Origin of the sequence: Pseudomonas sp. DE0157, assembly GCF_007678615.1 — a bacterium.
Taxonomy (GTDB): Bacteria; Pseudomonadota; Gammaproteobacteria; order Pseudomonadales; family Pseudomonadaceae; genus Aquipseudomonas; species Aquipseudomonas parafulva_B.
The window spans coordinates 90260-104207 of the sequence record NZ_VEJN01000010.1 but is presented as its reverse complement, the minus strand read 5'-3'; the positions used below and the strand labels follow the sequence as shown (position 1 = coordinate 104207).

Sequence of the window (13948 nt, the reverse complement as noted above, 5' to 3'; positions counted from 1 at the left end):
TTTTTTCACCAAACGTATTTTCTAGGAGCGCTCCAATGGCTGTTGGTCTTGGTCCTTTGCCTACGCTGCACCCTGTCCCGGGTTTCGAACTCGGCATTGCCTCTGCCGGCATCAAGCGCCCGGGGCGCAAGGATGTGGTGGTCATGCGCTGCGCCGAGGGTTCGAGTGTGGCCGGTGTGTTCACCCTCAACGCCTTCTGCGCCGCCCCCGTGATCCTGGCCAAGCAGCGGGTACAGGGCACCGTGCGCTACCTGCTGACCAACACTGGCAATGCCAATGCCGGTACGGGCGCCCCCGGCCTGGAAGCTGCGCAGCGGACCTGCGCTAAACTCGCCGAGCTTGCCGGTGTGCCCGCCGAATCGGTTTTGCCGTTCTCCACCGGCGTGATTGGTGAGCCCCTGCCGGTCGAGAAGATCGAAGGCGCCTTGCAAGCTGCCCTGGATAACTTGTCGGAAAACAACTGGGCTGAAGCGGCCACAGGCATCATGACCACCGACACCTTGCCCAAGGGCGCGAGCCGTCAGTTCCAGCACGACGGCGTGACCGTGACCGTAACCGGTATCAGCAAGGGTGCGGGCATGATCCGCCCGAACATGGCAACCATGCTGGGCTACATCGCCACCGACGCCAAGGTCGCGCCAGGGGTACTCAAGGACTTGATGCTGGACGGGGCCAACAAATCGTTCAACCGCATCACCATCGACGGCGATACTTCGACCAACGACTGCTGCATGCTCATCGCCACCGGTCAGGCCGACCTGCCGGAAGTCACCCAGGCCAGCGGAGCCCTGTTCGAAGCCTTGAAAAAGGCAGTTTTCGAGGTTTGCATGGAGGTGGCCCAGGCCATTGTCCGTGACGGTGAAGGGGCGACCAAGTTCGTGACCGTGCAGGTCAACGGCGGTGGCAATCATCAGGAATGCCTGGACGTCGGCTACGCGGTGGCGCACTCGCCGCTGATCAAGACCGCACTGTTCGCCTCCGATCCGAACTGGGGCCGCATCCTTGCAGCGGTTGGGCGTGCCGGCGTGCCCGCGCTGGATGTGAGCCTGATCGATGTGTACCTGGATGAGGTGTGCATTGCCAGCCAGGGCGGCCGTAGCCCAAGCTACACCGAAGACCAGGGCGCCCGGGTGATGGCCCAGGAAGAAATCACCATCCGTATCGACCTTGGCCGTGGTCAGTGCAGTGAAACCATCTGGACCACCGACCTTTCTCACGAATACGTGAAGATCAACGCCGAGTACCGCACCTGATGCCGCCGGGGCCGTTCGCGGTCCCGATGTGTCAATGCCAAGGGAGCAGAACCATGAGCTTTATGCCAACCCCATCGTCCATGGTCGGCGTGACGGAGCGTGACCGATGAAACGGGTTCACGTCGTTGCAGCCGTGATTCGGGGTATGGACGGGCGGATACTCATCGCCCGTCGCGCCGACACCCAACACCAGGGCGGCCTCTGGGAGTTTCCGGGAGGCAAGGTGGAGCCAGGGGAAAGCGTCGAGGCCGCGCTGGCGCGTGAGCTCGACGAGGAGCTGGGCATCCAGGTAACCCGCTCGCGGCCCTTGATCAAGGTCAGTCACGATTACCCCGACAAACACGTACTGCTTGAGGTACGCGAGGTCGAGGCCTTCACCGGTGAGCCCCATGGCGCCGAGGGGCAACCGCTGGCCTGGGTCGCGCCGCGCGAGCTGCCGGACCATGCGTTTCCCGAGGCCAACAAGCCCATCGTCACCGCTGCCCGGCTGCCGGATCAGTACCTGATCACACCGGACGGCCTGGACGTGCCTGACATGCTCAAGGGGATCCAGAAGGCCGTGGCCAATGGCATCCGGCTGATCCAGTTGCGTGCACCGGACATGTACGACCCCAAGTATCGGGATGTGGCGGTGGATGCGGTGGGGTTATGCGCGGGCAAGGCTCAGCTGATGCTCAAGGGGCCACTGGAATGGCTGGGCGACTTCCCGTCGGCAGGCTGGCACCTGACCGCGGCGCAGTTGCGCAAGTATGCCGACAAGGGCAGGCCGTTCCCGGTCCAGCGCTGGCTTGCCGCCTCCTGCCACAACGCCGAGGAGCTAGCCCTGGCCAAACAAATGGGGGTGGACTTCGTCACCCTGTCGCCGGTCCAGCCTACCGAAAGCCATCCACAGGCCGCGCCGCTAGGCTGGGAACAGGCCCAGCGCCTGATTGCCGGGTTCGACCGGCCGGTGTACCTGCTCGGTGGCGTGGGGCCAGAGGCGCGCGAGCAAGCCTGGCTAGCCGGGGCGCAGGGCGTTGCGGGTATCAGGGCGTTCTGGCCGGCTCTTTGACGGCGGGCCAGTACGGCAAGCGCCAAGGCGTCAGCCCTGAGGTTTTTCGGCGGGCTGCCACAGCACTTCAGCGATCCCTTGCCGCCTGCCAATGATGCGGGCGGCAACGAACAGCAGGTCCGATAGGCGGTTGATGTACGCCAGGCCGACACCTTCCAGTGGCTCTACGGTATTGAGGTGCTGGCAGCGTCGCTCGGCGCTGCGTGCCAGGCTGCGGCACACGTGCGCCTGGGCGACCAGCGCCGACCCGCTGGGCAGGATGAAATTCTTCAATGGGCCCAGTTCGTCGTTCCACACATCGATGGCCGCCTCCAGCCGCTCCACCTCAGCGGTGGTCAGGGCCTGGTAAATGGGCATGGCCAGCTCCCCACCCAGGTCGAACAGGCGGTGCTGACAGGGCGCCAGCACGCGGCTGACTTCGTCCAGACCTTGTTCATCCAGGCCAGCCAGCAACAAGCCAAGCTGGCTGTTGAGGCTGTCCACCTCACCGATGGCTTCGATGCGTGGATGATCCTTGGGCACTCGCCGGCCATCGCCCAGGCCGGTTTCCCCAGTGTCGCCAGTGCGGGTATAGATCTTGGACAAGCGGTAGCCCATGTCATTGCTCCGTGTTGACCGGCAGCGGCGGATGCGGCTGGCCGAGGGGCAGGCGCAGGGTGAAACAGGTTCCCTGCCCAGGTGTGGAATGCACCTCCATCTGCCCCTTGTGGTTATTGGTGATGATGAAGTACGACACCGAAAGCCCAAGGCCGGTGCCCTGGCCGATTTCCTTGGTCGTGAAGAAAGGCTCGAAGGTGCGCTTGCGCACGGCTTCGGGCATGCCCACGCCATTGTCCTCCACCTGGATTTCTGCCCAGGGTGGCGCAAGCCGTGTGCGCAGGATGATACGGCCTGGCTCGCAAGGTGCCGGGCGCTGGTGAATAGCCTGGGCGGCGTTCTTGAGCAGGTTGAGCAATACCTGCTCCAGTTCGTTGGCGGTGCAGGGCACAGGCCCCAGCGCCGGGTCGAACTGGCGCACGATAGCCTGGCCCTTGAAGTCGAAACCGATGGCCAGGTCGAAGTCGTTGCCTGCTATGTCCACCGCCTGGTCGATCAGGGCAGGCAGGTCACAGGGCGCCAGTTCGCGCGTGCTGCGGCGGCTGAAACTGAGCATGTGGGTGACGATCTTGGCGGCCCTGGCCCCCGCTTGCTGGATGCCATCGAGCAACTGCGGCACTTCGCGGCTTTGCAGGTAGCCGTTGACCGTGGCCAGGTCGATCCCCAGCGCCTGGGCCTGCTCAAGATTGCGCGGTAGGTCGGGTGACAGGCGGCGGCGGATGTTCTGCACGTTGTGCAGGATGGCCCCGAGCGGGTTGTTGATTTCGTGGGCCATGCCGGCTGCCAGGCCTCCGACCGAGAGCATCTTTTCCGACTGCACCATCATCTCTTCGAGCGACAGGCGCTGGGTGATGTCATCGATCCGGATCACCACGCCCCGGCCTCCACCGCCGGTGAGCGGGTAGAAGGTCAATGCGTAATGCCGCGGCTCGTCATCCTTGTGCCAGGTGACACGGTCGATTTTTGCCACCCGGTGCCGCTCCACCGTGTCCTTCAACTGTGGCAAGAAGGGTTTGAGTGGCGCGAAGGCCATGAACACCGGCTGGTTGAGCGCCTCGTTGAGGGTCGTGCCGGATAACGCCGTCGCCTCTTGATTCCACTGGGTCACATACAGCTGCTCATCCAAGGCGATCAGGGCCGAGGGCATGGAGTCGATGATGCTGTTCAGGTAGTTCTGAAAGCCTGTGAGCTTCTTCTCGATTTTGCTGCGCACCTGCACTTCGAGCTCGAGTTTGCGATTGGTATGGCGCGTTTCCTCGGCCAACCCCTGGGCCTGGTCGTAGGCGCTCTGGAACTCGTCCCGGGCACGCTTGAGCTGGTGCTCGCGGGCTTCGATGCGCGAGAGCATGGTATTGAAGGCATTGGCCAGGCTACCGATCTCGTCGTCGTTGCCGCGTTGGGCCCGCAGCGCATAGCTCTCCTCACGGGTGACCTGGCGGCTGAGTTCTTCGAGCTGGTTGATCGGTTGGGTGATCAGGCGTTTGATCTGCCGGGCAATGAAGAGCCACAACAGCACACTGAACACCAGAATGGCCAGGCTTGCACTGAGCGTCCCGGTATAGAAGGCCGTGGGCAGTTCGCTGCTGGCCACCAGCAGCAAGTGCGCCGGCGGGCTACCGGCCCGCGGCAGGCGAATCAACTGCGTGCTGCGAAACTCCATGAATCGCCAGCCTTCTATGTTGCGAAAGCGCTTGGGCAGTGTCAGGGGGTCGCCATGCTGCAACTGGGCGAGCATGCGCCCGTCGCTGCCATACAAGGCGGCGGCGCGCAGCGGCGCATAGCTGTCCAGTTCATCGAGCAACGCCTGGGCCGAGGCGGAATCGTCTGCCGCGCGGGTCGACAGCTCGGGGTTGGAGACCAGCCGCCCGATGGTCTGAAGCGCTTGCGGTGCCATGCTTTCCTGGGTGATCCAGTAGGCGGCGCTGATGAAGGTCAGGTTCGCCACCAGCAAAATGGTCACCAGCAACACGAGCAAAGCTGCCAGCAGCTTCTGCCCGACGGGGAGGTTCTCCAGGCGTTGACGCAGCGTCATGGGCAAGGCGATGTCCGTGTGGGTTCAAGGGCCGCGTCAGTCGCAGGGCAAGCCCCGCGCGCGCAAGTTATCGACCAGGCGTTGGTGCAGGTGTTCCAGATACGGCAGGTGCAGCCCATGTCGGCGGGCTGCCTGACAGGCATACCCCAGCAGGTAGTGCACTTCGGTGCGCCGCCCAGCCTGTACATCCTGGTACATCGAAGCGTAGTTGCTGGCGGTGGCCAGGAGCACCCGTTGTACGTCCTGCTCAAGGTTCTGGGCGGCCTGCGGCTGGCCGCACTGAAGCAACAGGCTCTCGAGTTCAAGGCACAGTGCCTGCACCTGATCGAGGTGGCCGAGCAGGCCCCCGTTGCGACACTGGTGCAGCACGGTTAGCGGGTTGATCGCGCAGTTGATGGCCAGCTTGCGCCAGAGCCGGGTGAGGATGTCGGGCGTCCATTGGGCAGGGATACCCGCCGCTTGCAAGTCCTCGAGCCACGGCGGTGGTGCAGGATTGCCAGGGTCCCCCAGCCAGTTGTACCCCTGCCCGGCGAAGCGCACCTGCCAGTCATGTTCCAGGTAGGCGCCTTCGGTGCTGGAGACGAAGATACAGCGGGCCTGCGGCACCTGCCTGGCCACCTCGTCCTGGCTACCCAGGCCGTTCTGCAACAACAGCACCTCGGCCCCCGGCACCAGACGGCCGGCAACGCTGGCCACGGCCGGCGCCGCGTCGTAGGCCTTGCAGGCCACCAGCAGACGGTGGATCGGCCCAATACCCTGGGCGGTCTCGGCCGGGATGGCGTAGTGGGCGGTCAGGTCTTGTTCCAGCAAGCCAAGGCTGCCCACTTGCTGGTAGGCCTGCAACCGCGTGCTGTCACGCAAGATCAGGCGCACGGCCTTGCTGGCCCGCGCCAGACGACAAGCCCACAGGCTGCCCAGGCTACCTGCGCCGAGAATGTGCCAGGTGCTGCTCATATGCGTTTCGCAACCGTTATAATGAGCCCGCATTTTAACCGTCAAACCCAGCGCGCTCCATCTTCAGTCCGAGCGCGCTTTTATTTTGGGAGAGTAACCATGCCTTCGTTCGACGTGGTATCGGAACTGGACAAGCACGAAGTGCAGAACGCGGTCGACAATGCCATCAAGGAGCTCGACCGCCGCTACGACCTCAAGGGCAAGGGCAGCTTCGAGTTCAAGGACAAAGAGCAGACCGTCATGCTCACCGCCGAGGAAGAGTTCCAGCTCGAGGCGATGCTCGAAATCCTGCGCCTGGCCCTGGTCAAGCGCAAGATCGACGTCAAGTGCCTGGAGACCAAGGACCCCTATGCGTCCGGCAAGGAGAAAAAGCAGGAGGCCAAGTTCCGCGAGGGCATCGACAAAGACCTGGCGAAAAAGATCGTCGCCACCATCAAGGATGGCAAGCTCAAGGTCCAGGCCGCCATTCAGGGCGAGCAGGTACGGGTTACCGGCAAGAAGCGCGATGATCTGCAGGAAGCCATCGCCTTGCTGCGTACCAAGGAATTCGACATGCCGCTGCAGTTCAACAACTTCCGCGACTGACCCGGGCCGCCGGAACCCCCATGCAGTTGCGGCTGTCCATGGGGGCCTGGCCGCTGAAATGCAGGCGGCCCGACGTATTGTGCAATCGCCGCTCGGCATCAGGAGATGAATATGGATTTGAGTGCTGAAGTCGATCAGCTGGTCCGCCAATCCGAAACCTGGATTCCCATGATCATGGCGTACGGCAGCCGCCTGCTGCTGGCGCTGGTGACCCTTGCCATTGGCTGGTGGGTGACCAACATCGTCAGCGACCGGCTGGCAAGGCTCGTGGGCCTTAAAGTTCACGACCCAGCGCTGCAGAACTTCATTCGCACGCTGGCCAACATCGTGCTGAAGATCCTGCTGGCCATCAGCGTGGCCTCGATGATCGGTATCGAGACGACCTCCTTCGTGGCGGCCATCGGTGGTGCCACCCTGGCCATCGGCCTGGCGCTGCAAGGCAGCCTGGCGAACTTCGCAGGCGGCGTCCTGATCCTGCTGTTCCGCCCGTTCCGCCTCGGTGACTGGATCGAGGCCCAGGGCGTAAGTGGTACCGTGGACAGCATCCAGATCTTCCACACGGTGCTGCGGACCGGCGACAACAAGACCGTGATCCTGCCCAACGGCTCCCTGTCCAACGGGATCATCACCAACACCAACCGCCAACCTACCCGCAAGGTGGTGTTCGACGTGGGGGTGGACTACGAGGCTGACCTGCAGAAGGCGCGCAACGTCCTACTGGAACTGGCCCAAGACCCACGTGTGCTGGCCGACCCCGCCCCTGTGGCGGTGGTGTCCACCCTGGGTGACAGCTCGATCACCGTCTCGCTGCGTCTATGGACAAAGACCTCGGACTACTGGGACGTGATCTTCATGCTCAACGAGCAGGCGCGTGACCGTTTGAAGGCAGAGGGGATCGACATTCCATTCCCGCAGCGGGTCATTCGCGTGGTGCAGGAAACGGCCGCGCAGTAAGACCTCAGCGCAGGCTGGCATCGATCGAGCCCGCCCTGCGGGTTCAGCAGCGTCCTTCAGAGGGCCTGCTGGGCGCGCAGGGCGGGCTTCGTTGCTCAAGGCGCTCAATGGACGCGCGCTTACACTTGCTCACAGTCAGTCATTGCGATTTCTGGCATATAGCCTCGTTCCCCGTCATCTTCGTAAACCATCATGAAACCACTGCTGTACATCACCCCGTTGCGGGCCTTGTTGTTCGGCCTGACTCTCGCACTGTTCGAACTGCTGACCTACCTGGCCAGCGACGCCGTCATGCCGGCGATGCCCGTTGTGGTGGGCGAGCTCAAGGCCGGCCCCGAATACATTCCACATGCGCTCAATCTCTATCTGCTCGGTGGCGTCTTGCTGCAATGGCTGATCGGGCCGTTGGCCGACCGCTATGGCCGCCGACCGCTGCTGCTCATAGGTTGCGCATTCTTCGGCCTGGCGTGCCTGGGCACCTTCTGGGTCCATGACATCGGCCTGTTCAACCTGCTGCGTCTGCTGCAAGGCATCGGGCTAGGGTTCGTGGTCACGGTCAGTTACCCCGCACTCAACGAGGCATTCAGCGAGGCGGATGCCGTGCGCATGATGGCCCTGCTAGCCAATATCGCCTTGCTTTCGCCACTGCTGGGGCCTTTGGTGGGGACGTTATTGCTGCAATGGCTGGACTGGCGCTGGTTGTTCGTGGCGTTCGCCATTGGCGCCGTGGTCGCCTGGTTGCTTCTGTATCGGTTGATGCCCGAAACCCTGGGGGTGGAGCGGCGCGACGGCTCGCGCCTGGCCTTTACCCCGATCCACCTGCTGCCCTTGCTGGCCGGATACGGGCAGCTGCTGTCGAACCGACGCTTCGTCGCCGGGAGCGCCGCCCTGGGCCTGGTTGGCCTGCCATTGATCGGCTGGATTGGCCTGTCCCCGGTGCTGCTCATCCACGATGAGGGGCTAAGCACGCTCGCCTATGCCCTGTGGCAGTTGCCGGTGTTCGGCGGGCTGATTCTGGGCAACCTGATCATCAACCACATTGCCGACCGTTATCCGCTGCCGACATTGGTGCGCGGTGCGCTGTGGCCGTATGTGGCCGGGCTTTGCCTGATGGTGGTGGCAACCTGGGTATGGCCGAGCGTCATCAGCCTGGTGGCGGGCCTGTCGCTCTACGCACTGGGCCTGGGTGTCGCCAATGCCGTGCTCTATCGCATGACATTGTTCGCCAGCACGCAAAGCAAAGGCCTGGTCTCGGCCATGCTCGGCATGATCACCATTGCGCTGCTGGGATTGGGCGGGGCTCTGCTGGCCATGATTGGTGCCGGTGCCAGCCTTTTGCACTTTGCCGTGGCGGCCGGTGTGGCAGGGGGGGTGGCCCTTTGCCCGCTGTGGTCGCTGTTGAGGGGGCGCAGTGCCCAAGCGACTATGATGCCTTAGGTCGATACACAGGCCTTGCCCTTGCAAGGCATGCTGTTCAGGGCTGCTCGCGGGCCGGGGCAGGCTGGCTTGCCGGCTGGCCGGGCGTGCCGTCCTGGCGCCACTGCAAGGCGATCAGGATCAAGGTCGGCACCCCAAGCAGCGCGGTGATCAGGAAGAAATCGTGGTACCCGAACTTCTCCACCATGACACCGGAATAGCCGCCGATCAGGCGTGGCAGCAGCAACATGATCGAGCTCAGCAGCGCATACTGGGTGGCCGAGAACTTGAGGTTGGTCAGGCTCGACAGGTAGGCGACAAAGGCTGAAGTCGCCATGCCTGAGCTGAAGTTGTCCAGGGAAATGGTCACCACCAGCATTTCCAGGTTCGGGCCCATGTCCGCCAGCATCAGGAACAGAATGTTGGTGCCGGCAGATGCTACGCCACCGATGAACAGGATGGGCATGATGCCGAAGCGCACGATGAGCAAGCCACCCACACCGGCGCCCACCAAGGTCATGATCAGGCCGAAAATCTTGCTGACACTGGCGATCTGGTCCTTGGTAAAGCCCATGTCGATGTAGAACACGTTGGCCATGACGCCCATCACCGTGTCAGACATGCGGTAGGTGGCGATCAGGCCGAGCAGCAGCAGGGCTTGCCAGCGGTAGCGCACGATGAAGTCATTGATGGGCGTGAGCACCGGCGCGAGGCCGCGGCGGCCAAGGCTCGACAGGCAAGCCCAGGACAGCAGCACGTACAGGATCAAGCGCAGGAAGGCGCGGTCTTCGAGCAGCAGGTCCAGGGGCGTGGCGTCGCCCGAGATCACGCTCGACCAGCCCGTATTGAACATCTGCGTGAAGCTGGCCGGCACCGACACCAGCAGGATGATGAGCACGAACACCGAGGCCAACTGGTGGGCCAACCCGTAGCGGGCTGCCGACAGTTGAGTGCGCAGGGGCACGGGCGGTTCACGCATGACCAGGGTCGTGAACAGGGCTGGGAGCATCATGACTGCGAACATGACATAGGTGCCGGCCCACGCCTTGTGCAGGTAGCTGAACCCGGTGGAGCCAAACCATTCTGCAAAGAACAGTGCGCCGGCCGTGGCGAGCAGGGCGGCGACGCGATAACCGGCCATGTAGCTGGCGGCCAGGGCCGCCTGGCGTTGGTCATCGGCGATTTCCAGGCGGTAGGCATCCACGGCGATATCCTGGGTAGCCGAGGCAAAGGCCACCAGGACGGCCAGGGCGATCAGCCAGGAGAGGTGCTGTTGCGGGTCGCACAGGCTCATGCCGACCAGGCCCACCACGACCAGTGCCTGGGACAGCAGCAGCCAGGAACGGCGACGCCCCATCCCGCCCAGAAGCGGTAAACGCCATTGGTCCAGCAGCGGCGACCACACCCATTTGAAGGCATAGGCCAGGCCGATAAGGCTGGCATAGCCGATGGTTTCCCTGGCTACGCCGGCTTCGCGCAACCATACGGAGAGGGTCGAGAACACCAGCATGTAAGGCAGGCCGGCCGCGAAGCCGAGCAGCAAAAGCACCAGGGTTGACGGGCTGGCATAAGCAGCAAGCGCAGCGCGCCAGGTTTTACGGGGCATGGACCAACATCTGCCTCAAGTTTCCAGGACAAAGCGCGCACTCTAACCGCTGTGCTCCATCGGGCGCCAGCCATGGCGCGTCATATCCACGCGATTGTTGGCCACCTGCACACCTTCGGCACGCAAACGGGCCCGTTGCTCATCGCCCGATGGCGTACCCGAAGGCAGGCTCAGGCGACCACCTGCGCCCAGCACCCGATGCCAGGGCAAGCGCGTGCCCTGGGGCAGTTGCGACAGTGTGCGTCCCACCCACCGTGCGGCTTTGCCAAGCCCGGCAAGCTCGGCCAATTGGCCATAGCTCACCACATGCCCGGCAGGCACCTGGCCGAGCACCGAATAAAGTGCCGTCCGTCGGCCCTCTGAAGTTTCCAAGGTATGACCCATCGCGTCGGACACCAGACCCTCCCTGGGGTGTAGATGAAACCTGACCAACGGCCAGTAAATGAGAGTGGAACTCATCGGCACATTGCAGGTCTTTGCTTGCTCTTGCCGGTTGCATCCGGATAATGCCCGGTTTTCTCGCCAAATCGAACCTGTAGCCTGCTTATGTCACTTAAATTACTGCTGTCATTGCTTGCCGCGTCCTGCTGCGCATCCCCGGCGATTGCCGATACCGTCTGGATGAAGAACGGCGACCGTCTGAGCGGCAAGATCAAGGTGTTCGACGGCGGCAAGCTGTTGCTCGAGACGCCTTACGGCGGTTCGATCGCCTTGGACTGGAAACAGGTCAAGACCCTGGAAAGCGACCAGGAGCTGCTGGTCAAGCAGGATGCCTACTCTGGCGAGAAGGCCAAGTCGCTCAAGGCAGCCGAGGCCGGCAAGGTGACCCTGGCCAACGGCGAGGCACCCAAGACGGTGGACCTGGCGAGCATCGAGCAGATCATGAAGCCCAAGCCGGTGGTCGAGGACCTGGTCTGGAAAGGCAATGTCGATGTGGCGCTGGACTACAAGCGGGCCGAGAACGACACCGACGACTACGACGTCAGTTTCAAGACTACTGCGCGTCATGGGCGCTGGCGTCATAACGCCGAAGGCGAATACAACCGCGAGACCAAGGACGATGTCACCACCACCGACAACTGGAGCGCCGAGTACGCGCTGGACCGCTTCCTGACAGAGAAATGGTTCTGGCAGGGGCGCGCCGAGTACAAGCGTGACCGTATCGAAGACCTCGCCCGCCAGCGCACGGTGGGTACCGGCCCTGGCTACCAGTTCTGGGACGATGAGCTGGGTGCCTTCTCGCTGGGCTCGTTGATCAACCGCACCGACTTCGAGTACCAAGACGGTGAGAAGGACAACTTCTATTCCGCCGCTGTGAAGTGGGACTACACCCGGTACCTGATCGGCAAGAAGGTGCAGCTGTTCACCAACGGCGAGCTGGCAAAGCCCCTGGGTAATGTTGCCGACTATTCCCTGGACGCCGAAGTCGGCTTGCGCTACAAGGTCACCGACTGGGCGTCGCTGAACCTCAAGGCCGAGAAGGACATCATCAGTGGCACCCGCGAAAGCGACCTGGACAAGACCCGCTACACTGCAGGCTTTGGCGTTACCTGGTAAGCCGTCGAGGTCAAGCCGGGCGATTGGCGCCAGGCCTGCCTTGGTCGCGCTTGTGCCAGCCATCACTGCCTGCTGCCTACAGGGTTTCAGCGAGGGGTTTTGAAGTGAGTGAGAACGCCGTCCGTCCTGCACGGGAATTGCTGCTCAAGGAATACCGGGGAGTCTTGTCGACCCATTCCAAGTCCATGCCGGGTTTCCCGTTCGGTTCGGTCGTGCCCTATTGCCTCGATGCAGAGGGCAGGCCCCTCATCCTGATCAGCCGTATCGCCCAGCACACGCATAACCTGAGTAAAGACGCCAAGTGTTCGTTGCTGGTGGGCGAACGCGAGGCGCAGGACGTGCAGGCGGTCGGGCGGCTGACCGTAATGGCCGAGGCGCGCAAGCTGCAGGACCCGGCCAACATCGAGGCAGCGGCCCTGCGCTATTACCGCTACTTTCCGGACGCGGCCGACTACCACCAGGCTCACGACTTCGATTTCTGGGTGCTTGAGCCGGTGCGCCACCGGTACATTGGTGGCTTCGGTGCTATCCACTGGCTCGATCAGGTGACCTTGGCCAATCCCTTCGCCGGCAAGGTCGAGAGCGGCATGATCGAGCACATGAACAGCGACCACGCCGCCGCCATCGCGCACTATGTGCAGCTTGCCGAGCTTCCCAGCCACATCCCTGCGCAGTTGGTCGGTATCGACAGCGAGGGGATGCACCTGCGCATCGGCCAGGCGATCCACTGGTTAGCATTCCCGAGCCGTTGCAATACGCCGACACAAGTGCGCGAAGCCTTGGTTTTGCTGGCCCGCGCCGATCACTGGCCGGTCTTGAGCGAAATACCTGCTTGAAAAGCGGAGCACACGCATCCATTTGTAGGTCTTACTGCAAGGGTGTCTTGCGACGAGGAATGCTTTGATGCGTGTTTTTCTACTGCTGCTTCTGCTGTTTCCCGTGCTGGAGCTGTTCGTCTTCGTGAAAGTCAGCGCCGCCATCGGTTTTTTCCCCGCGTTGCTGCTCATCATCGCCGGCTCCGCCCTCGGGGTCCTGGTCATGCGAGTGGCCGGGTTGGCCACGGCCCTGCGTGCACGTGAAAGCCTGCAGCGCGGTGAGCTGCCTGCCGAGGACATGTTCCATGGCATGATGCTGGCGGTCGGCGGCGGGCTATTGATGATCCCCGGTTTTATCAGCGACGTGCTTGGCCTGCTGTGCCTGTTGCCCTTTACCCGCCAGTTGGCGGCTCGCAAGATGCGCGAGCGCGCCCAGGCCCAAGCGACCCGCCAGCGCGCGTTCCAGGATGACCCGTTGCAGGGCCAGCCCCCGCATGGCGGGGGCCATCGACCCAATGTGATCGAAGGCGAGTACGAACGCCGCGATCAGTGAGAACAGGGCCGCCAAGCGGCCCTTTTTCATGCCTGTGCAAAAAAATTTCCCTACCAAGCCTTGTAATCGATTCGGTCGGCCTCATGTAGTGGTCACCGCAAGGTTTCTGGTGGCGACACCAGACATGACTCAGGCCGTTTGCTCGTGGCGAGCGGCCTTCCGGCAACGCCGGACAGCATCAAACCGCCGGTGTCGACACCGGCCGATGAAAACCACAATTTGGGAGAGATCGACAATGAAGCTTCGTCCTCTGCATGACCGCGTCGTCATCCGTCGCAGCGAAGAAGAATCGAAAACCGCTGGCGGTATCGTCCTGCCAGGTTCGGCCGCTGAAAAACCAAACCGCGGCGAAGTCGTCGCCGTCGGCACCGGCCGCGTCCTGGACAACGGCGAAGTACGTGCGCTGGCCGTGAAAGTGGGTGACAAAGTGGTTTTCGGCCCGTACTCGGGTAGCAACACCGTGAAAGTCGACGGCGAAGACCTGCTGGTCATGGCCGAAAACGAAATCCTGGCCGTTGTTGAAGGCTGATTTCCACCGACTTCCCGTTACTCCAAAGATTTATCAAGGATTAAAC

14 protein-coding genes are annotated in these 13948 nt (G+C 62.9%); 9 read left to right on the top strand and 5 right to left on the bottom strand.

Annotated elements, in window-relative coordinates; genetic code table 11:
- The first annotated feature begins 35 nt into the window (after positions 1–35).
- Entirely contained in the window at positions 36–1253 is a 1218-nt protein-coding gene (argJ, locus tag FS777_RS14355) for a bifunctional glutamate N-acetyltransferase/amino-acid acetyltransferase ArgJ (protein WP_058603293.1), read from the top strand.
- A gap of 106 nt (positions 1254–1359) precedes the next feature.
- Positions 1360–2304 carry a Nudix family hydrolase gene (locus FS777_RS14350; protein ID WP_058637156.1) on the top strand — a complete coding sequence of 315 codons (945 nt, stop codon included), beginning with the start codon at positions 1360–1362 and terminating at the stop codon, positions 2302–2304.
- Between the two features lie 30 nt (positions 2305–2334).
- On the opposite strand, the gene FS777_RS14345 is transcribed toward FS777_RS14350, so the two are convergent.
- Genes FS777_RS14345 through FS777_RS14335 form a run of 3 tightly spaced genes read right to left on the bottom strand, consistent with a single transcriptional unit; the run spans position 2335 to position 5887 of the window.
- Complete coding sequence (locus FS777_RS14345) at positions 2335–2901, bottom strand: cob(I)yrinic acid a,c-diamide adenosyltransferase (RefSeq protein ID WP_058637155.1); 567 nt, start codon at positions 2899–2901, stop codon at positions 2335–2337.
- 1 nt (position 2902) lies between these two features.
- Positions 2903–4933 (bottom strand): ATP-binding protein, encoded by a 2031-nt coding sequence (locus FS777_RS14340; RefSeq protein ID WP_058637154.1) that lies wholly within the window; start codon positions 4931–4933, stop codon positions 2903–2905.
- Positions 4934–4969: 36 nt separating this feature from the next.
- Positions 4970–5887 carry a putative 2-dehydropantoate 2-reductase gene (locus FS777_RS14335; RefSeq protein WP_058637153.1) on the bottom strand — a complete coding sequence of 306 codons (918 nt, stop codon included), beginning with the start codon at positions 5885–5887 and terminating at the stop codon, positions 4970–4972.
- A gap of 99 nt (positions 5888–5986) precedes the next feature.
- On the opposite strand from FS777_RS14335, the gene FS777_RS14330 reads away from it, so the two are divergent.
- The 3 genes from FS777_RS14330 to FS777_RS14320 all read left to right on the top strand — a co-directional run bounded on the left by FS777_RS14330 (position 5987) and on the right by FS777_RS14320 (position 8863).
- On the top strand, positions 5987–6472 hold the full coding sequence (locus FS777_RS14330; RefSeq protein ID WP_058603288.1) for a YajQ family cyclic di-GMP-binding protein: 486 nt from the start codon (positions 5987–5989) through the stop codon (positions 6470–6472).
- A gap of 111 nt (positions 6473–6583) precedes the next feature.
- The gene (locus tag FS777_RS14325) at positions 6584–7426 is read left to right on the top strand and encodes a mechanosensitive ion channel family protein (RefSeq protein WP_058603287.1); all 843 of its coding nucleotides are present in this window, start codon (positions 6584–6586) and stop codon (positions 7424–7426) included.
- Between the two features lie 192 nt (positions 7427–7618).
- A complete protein-coding gene (locus tag FS777_RS14320; RefSeq protein WP_058637152.1) occupies positions 7619–8863 on the top strand; it encodes an MFS transporter in 1245 nt (414 codons plus the stop codon).
- A 37-nt stretch (positions 8864–8900) separates the two neighbouring features.
- Here FS777_RS14320 and FS777_RS14315 read toward each other — a convergent pair whose 3' ends face one another.
- Both FS777_RS14315 and FS777_RS14310 read right to left on the bottom strand, forming a co-directional pair.
- Complete coding sequence (locus FS777_RS14315; RefSeq protein ID WP_058637151.1) at positions 8901–10448, bottom strand: AmpG family muropeptide MFS transporter; 1548 nt, start codon at positions 10446–10448, stop codon at positions 8901–8903.
- 42 nt (positions 10449–10490) lie between these two features.
- On the bottom strand, positions 10491–10832 hold the full coding sequence (locus tag FS777_RS14310) for an MGMT family protein (RefSeq protein ID WP_058637150.1): 342 nt from the start codon (positions 10830–10832) through the stop codon (positions 10491–10493).
- Between the two features lie 162 nt (positions 10833–10994).
- On the opposite strand from FS777_RS14310, the gene FS777_RS14305 reads away from it, so the two are divergent.
- From FS777_RS14305 to FS777_RS14290, 4 genes are all read left to right on the top strand, one after another.
- The gene (locus FS777_RS14305; protein ID WP_058637149.1) at positions 10995–12005 is read left to right on the top strand and encodes a DUF481 domain-containing protein; all 1011 of its coding nucleotides are present in this window, start codon (positions 10995–10997) and stop codon (positions 12003–12005) included.
- Between the two features lie 104 nt (positions 12006–12109).
- Positions 12110–12841 carry a HugZ family protein gene (locus tag FS777_RS14300; RefSeq protein ID WP_058637148.1) on the top strand — a complete coding sequence of 244 codons (732 nt, stop codon included), beginning with the start codon at positions 12110–12112 and terminating at the stop codon, positions 12839–12841.
- A 67-nt stretch (positions 12842–12908) separates the two neighbouring features.
- Positions 12909–13373 (top strand): FxsA family protein, encoded by a 465-nt coding sequence (locus tag FS777_RS14295; protein WP_058637147.1) that lies wholly within the window; start codon positions 12909–12911, stop codon positions 13371–13373.
- A 235-nt stretch (positions 13374–13608) separates the two neighbouring features.
- Positions 13609–13902, top strand: coding sequence for a co-chaperone GroES (locus FS777_RS14290; RefSeq protein ID WP_003251905.1), 294 nt, complete (start codon positions 13609–13611; stop codon positions 13900–13902).
- Positions 13903–13948 lie beyond the last annotated feature (46 nt).

What these genes read in the sequence shown, in the direction of transcription:
- FS777_RS14325 (WP_058603287.1), top strand. Translation starts at nt 6,584, where the DNA reads ATGGATTTGAGTGCTGAAGTCGATCAGCTGGTCCGCCAATCCGAAACC.
- argJ (WP_058603293.1), top strand. Translation starts at nt 36, where the DNA reads ATGGCTGTTGGTCTTGGTCCTTTGCCTACGCTGCACCCTGTCCCGGGT.
- FS777_RS14345 (WP_058637155.1), bottom strand. Translation starts at nt 2,901, where the DNA reads ATGGGCTACCGCTTGTCCAAGATCTATACCCGCACTGGCGACACTGGG.
- FS777_RS14315 (WP_058637151.1), bottom strand. Translation starts at nt 10,448, where the DNA reads ATGCCCCGTAAAACCTGGCGCGCTGCGCTTGCTGCTTATGCCAGCCCG.
- FS777_RS14290 (WP_003251905.1), top strand. Translation starts at nt 13,609, where the DNA reads ATGAAGCTTCGTCCTCTGCATGACCGCGTCGTCATCCGTCGCAGCGAA.
- FS777_RS14310 (WP_058637150.1), bottom strand. Translation starts at nt 10,832, where the DNA reads ATGGGTCATACCTTGGAAACTTCAGAGGGCCGACGGACGGCACTTTAT.
- FS777_RS14320 (WP_058637152.1), top strand. Translation starts at nt 7,619, where the DNA reads ATGAAACCACTGCTGTACATCACCCCGTTGCGGGCCTTGTTGTTCGGC.
- FS777_RS14305 (WP_058637149.1), top strand. Translation starts at nt 10,995, where the DNA reads ATGTCACTTAAATTACTGCTGTCATTGCTTGCCGCGTCCTGCTGCGCA.
- FS777_RS14340 (WP_058637154.1), bottom strand. Translation starts at nt 4,933, where the DNA reads ATGACGCTGCGTCAACGCCTGGAGAACCTCCCCGTCGGGCAGAAGCTG.
- FS777_RS14335 (WP_058637153.1), bottom strand. Translation starts at nt 5,887, where the DNA reads ATGAGCAGCACCTGGCACATTCTCGGCGCAGGTAGCCTGGGCAGCCTG.
- FS777_RS14350 (WP_058637156.1), top strand. Translation starts at nt 1,360, where the DNA reads ATGAAACGGGTTCACGTCGTTGCAGCCGTGATTCGGGGTATGGACGGG.
- FS777_RS14330 (WP_058603288.1), top strand. Translation starts at nt 5,987, where the DNA reads ATGCCTTCGTTCGACGTGGTATCGGAACTGGACAAGCACGAAGTGCAG.
- FS777_RS14295 (WP_058637147.1), top strand. Translation starts at nt 12,909, where the DNA reads ATGCGTGTTTTTCTACTGCTGCTTCTGCTGTTTCCCGTGCTGGAGCTG.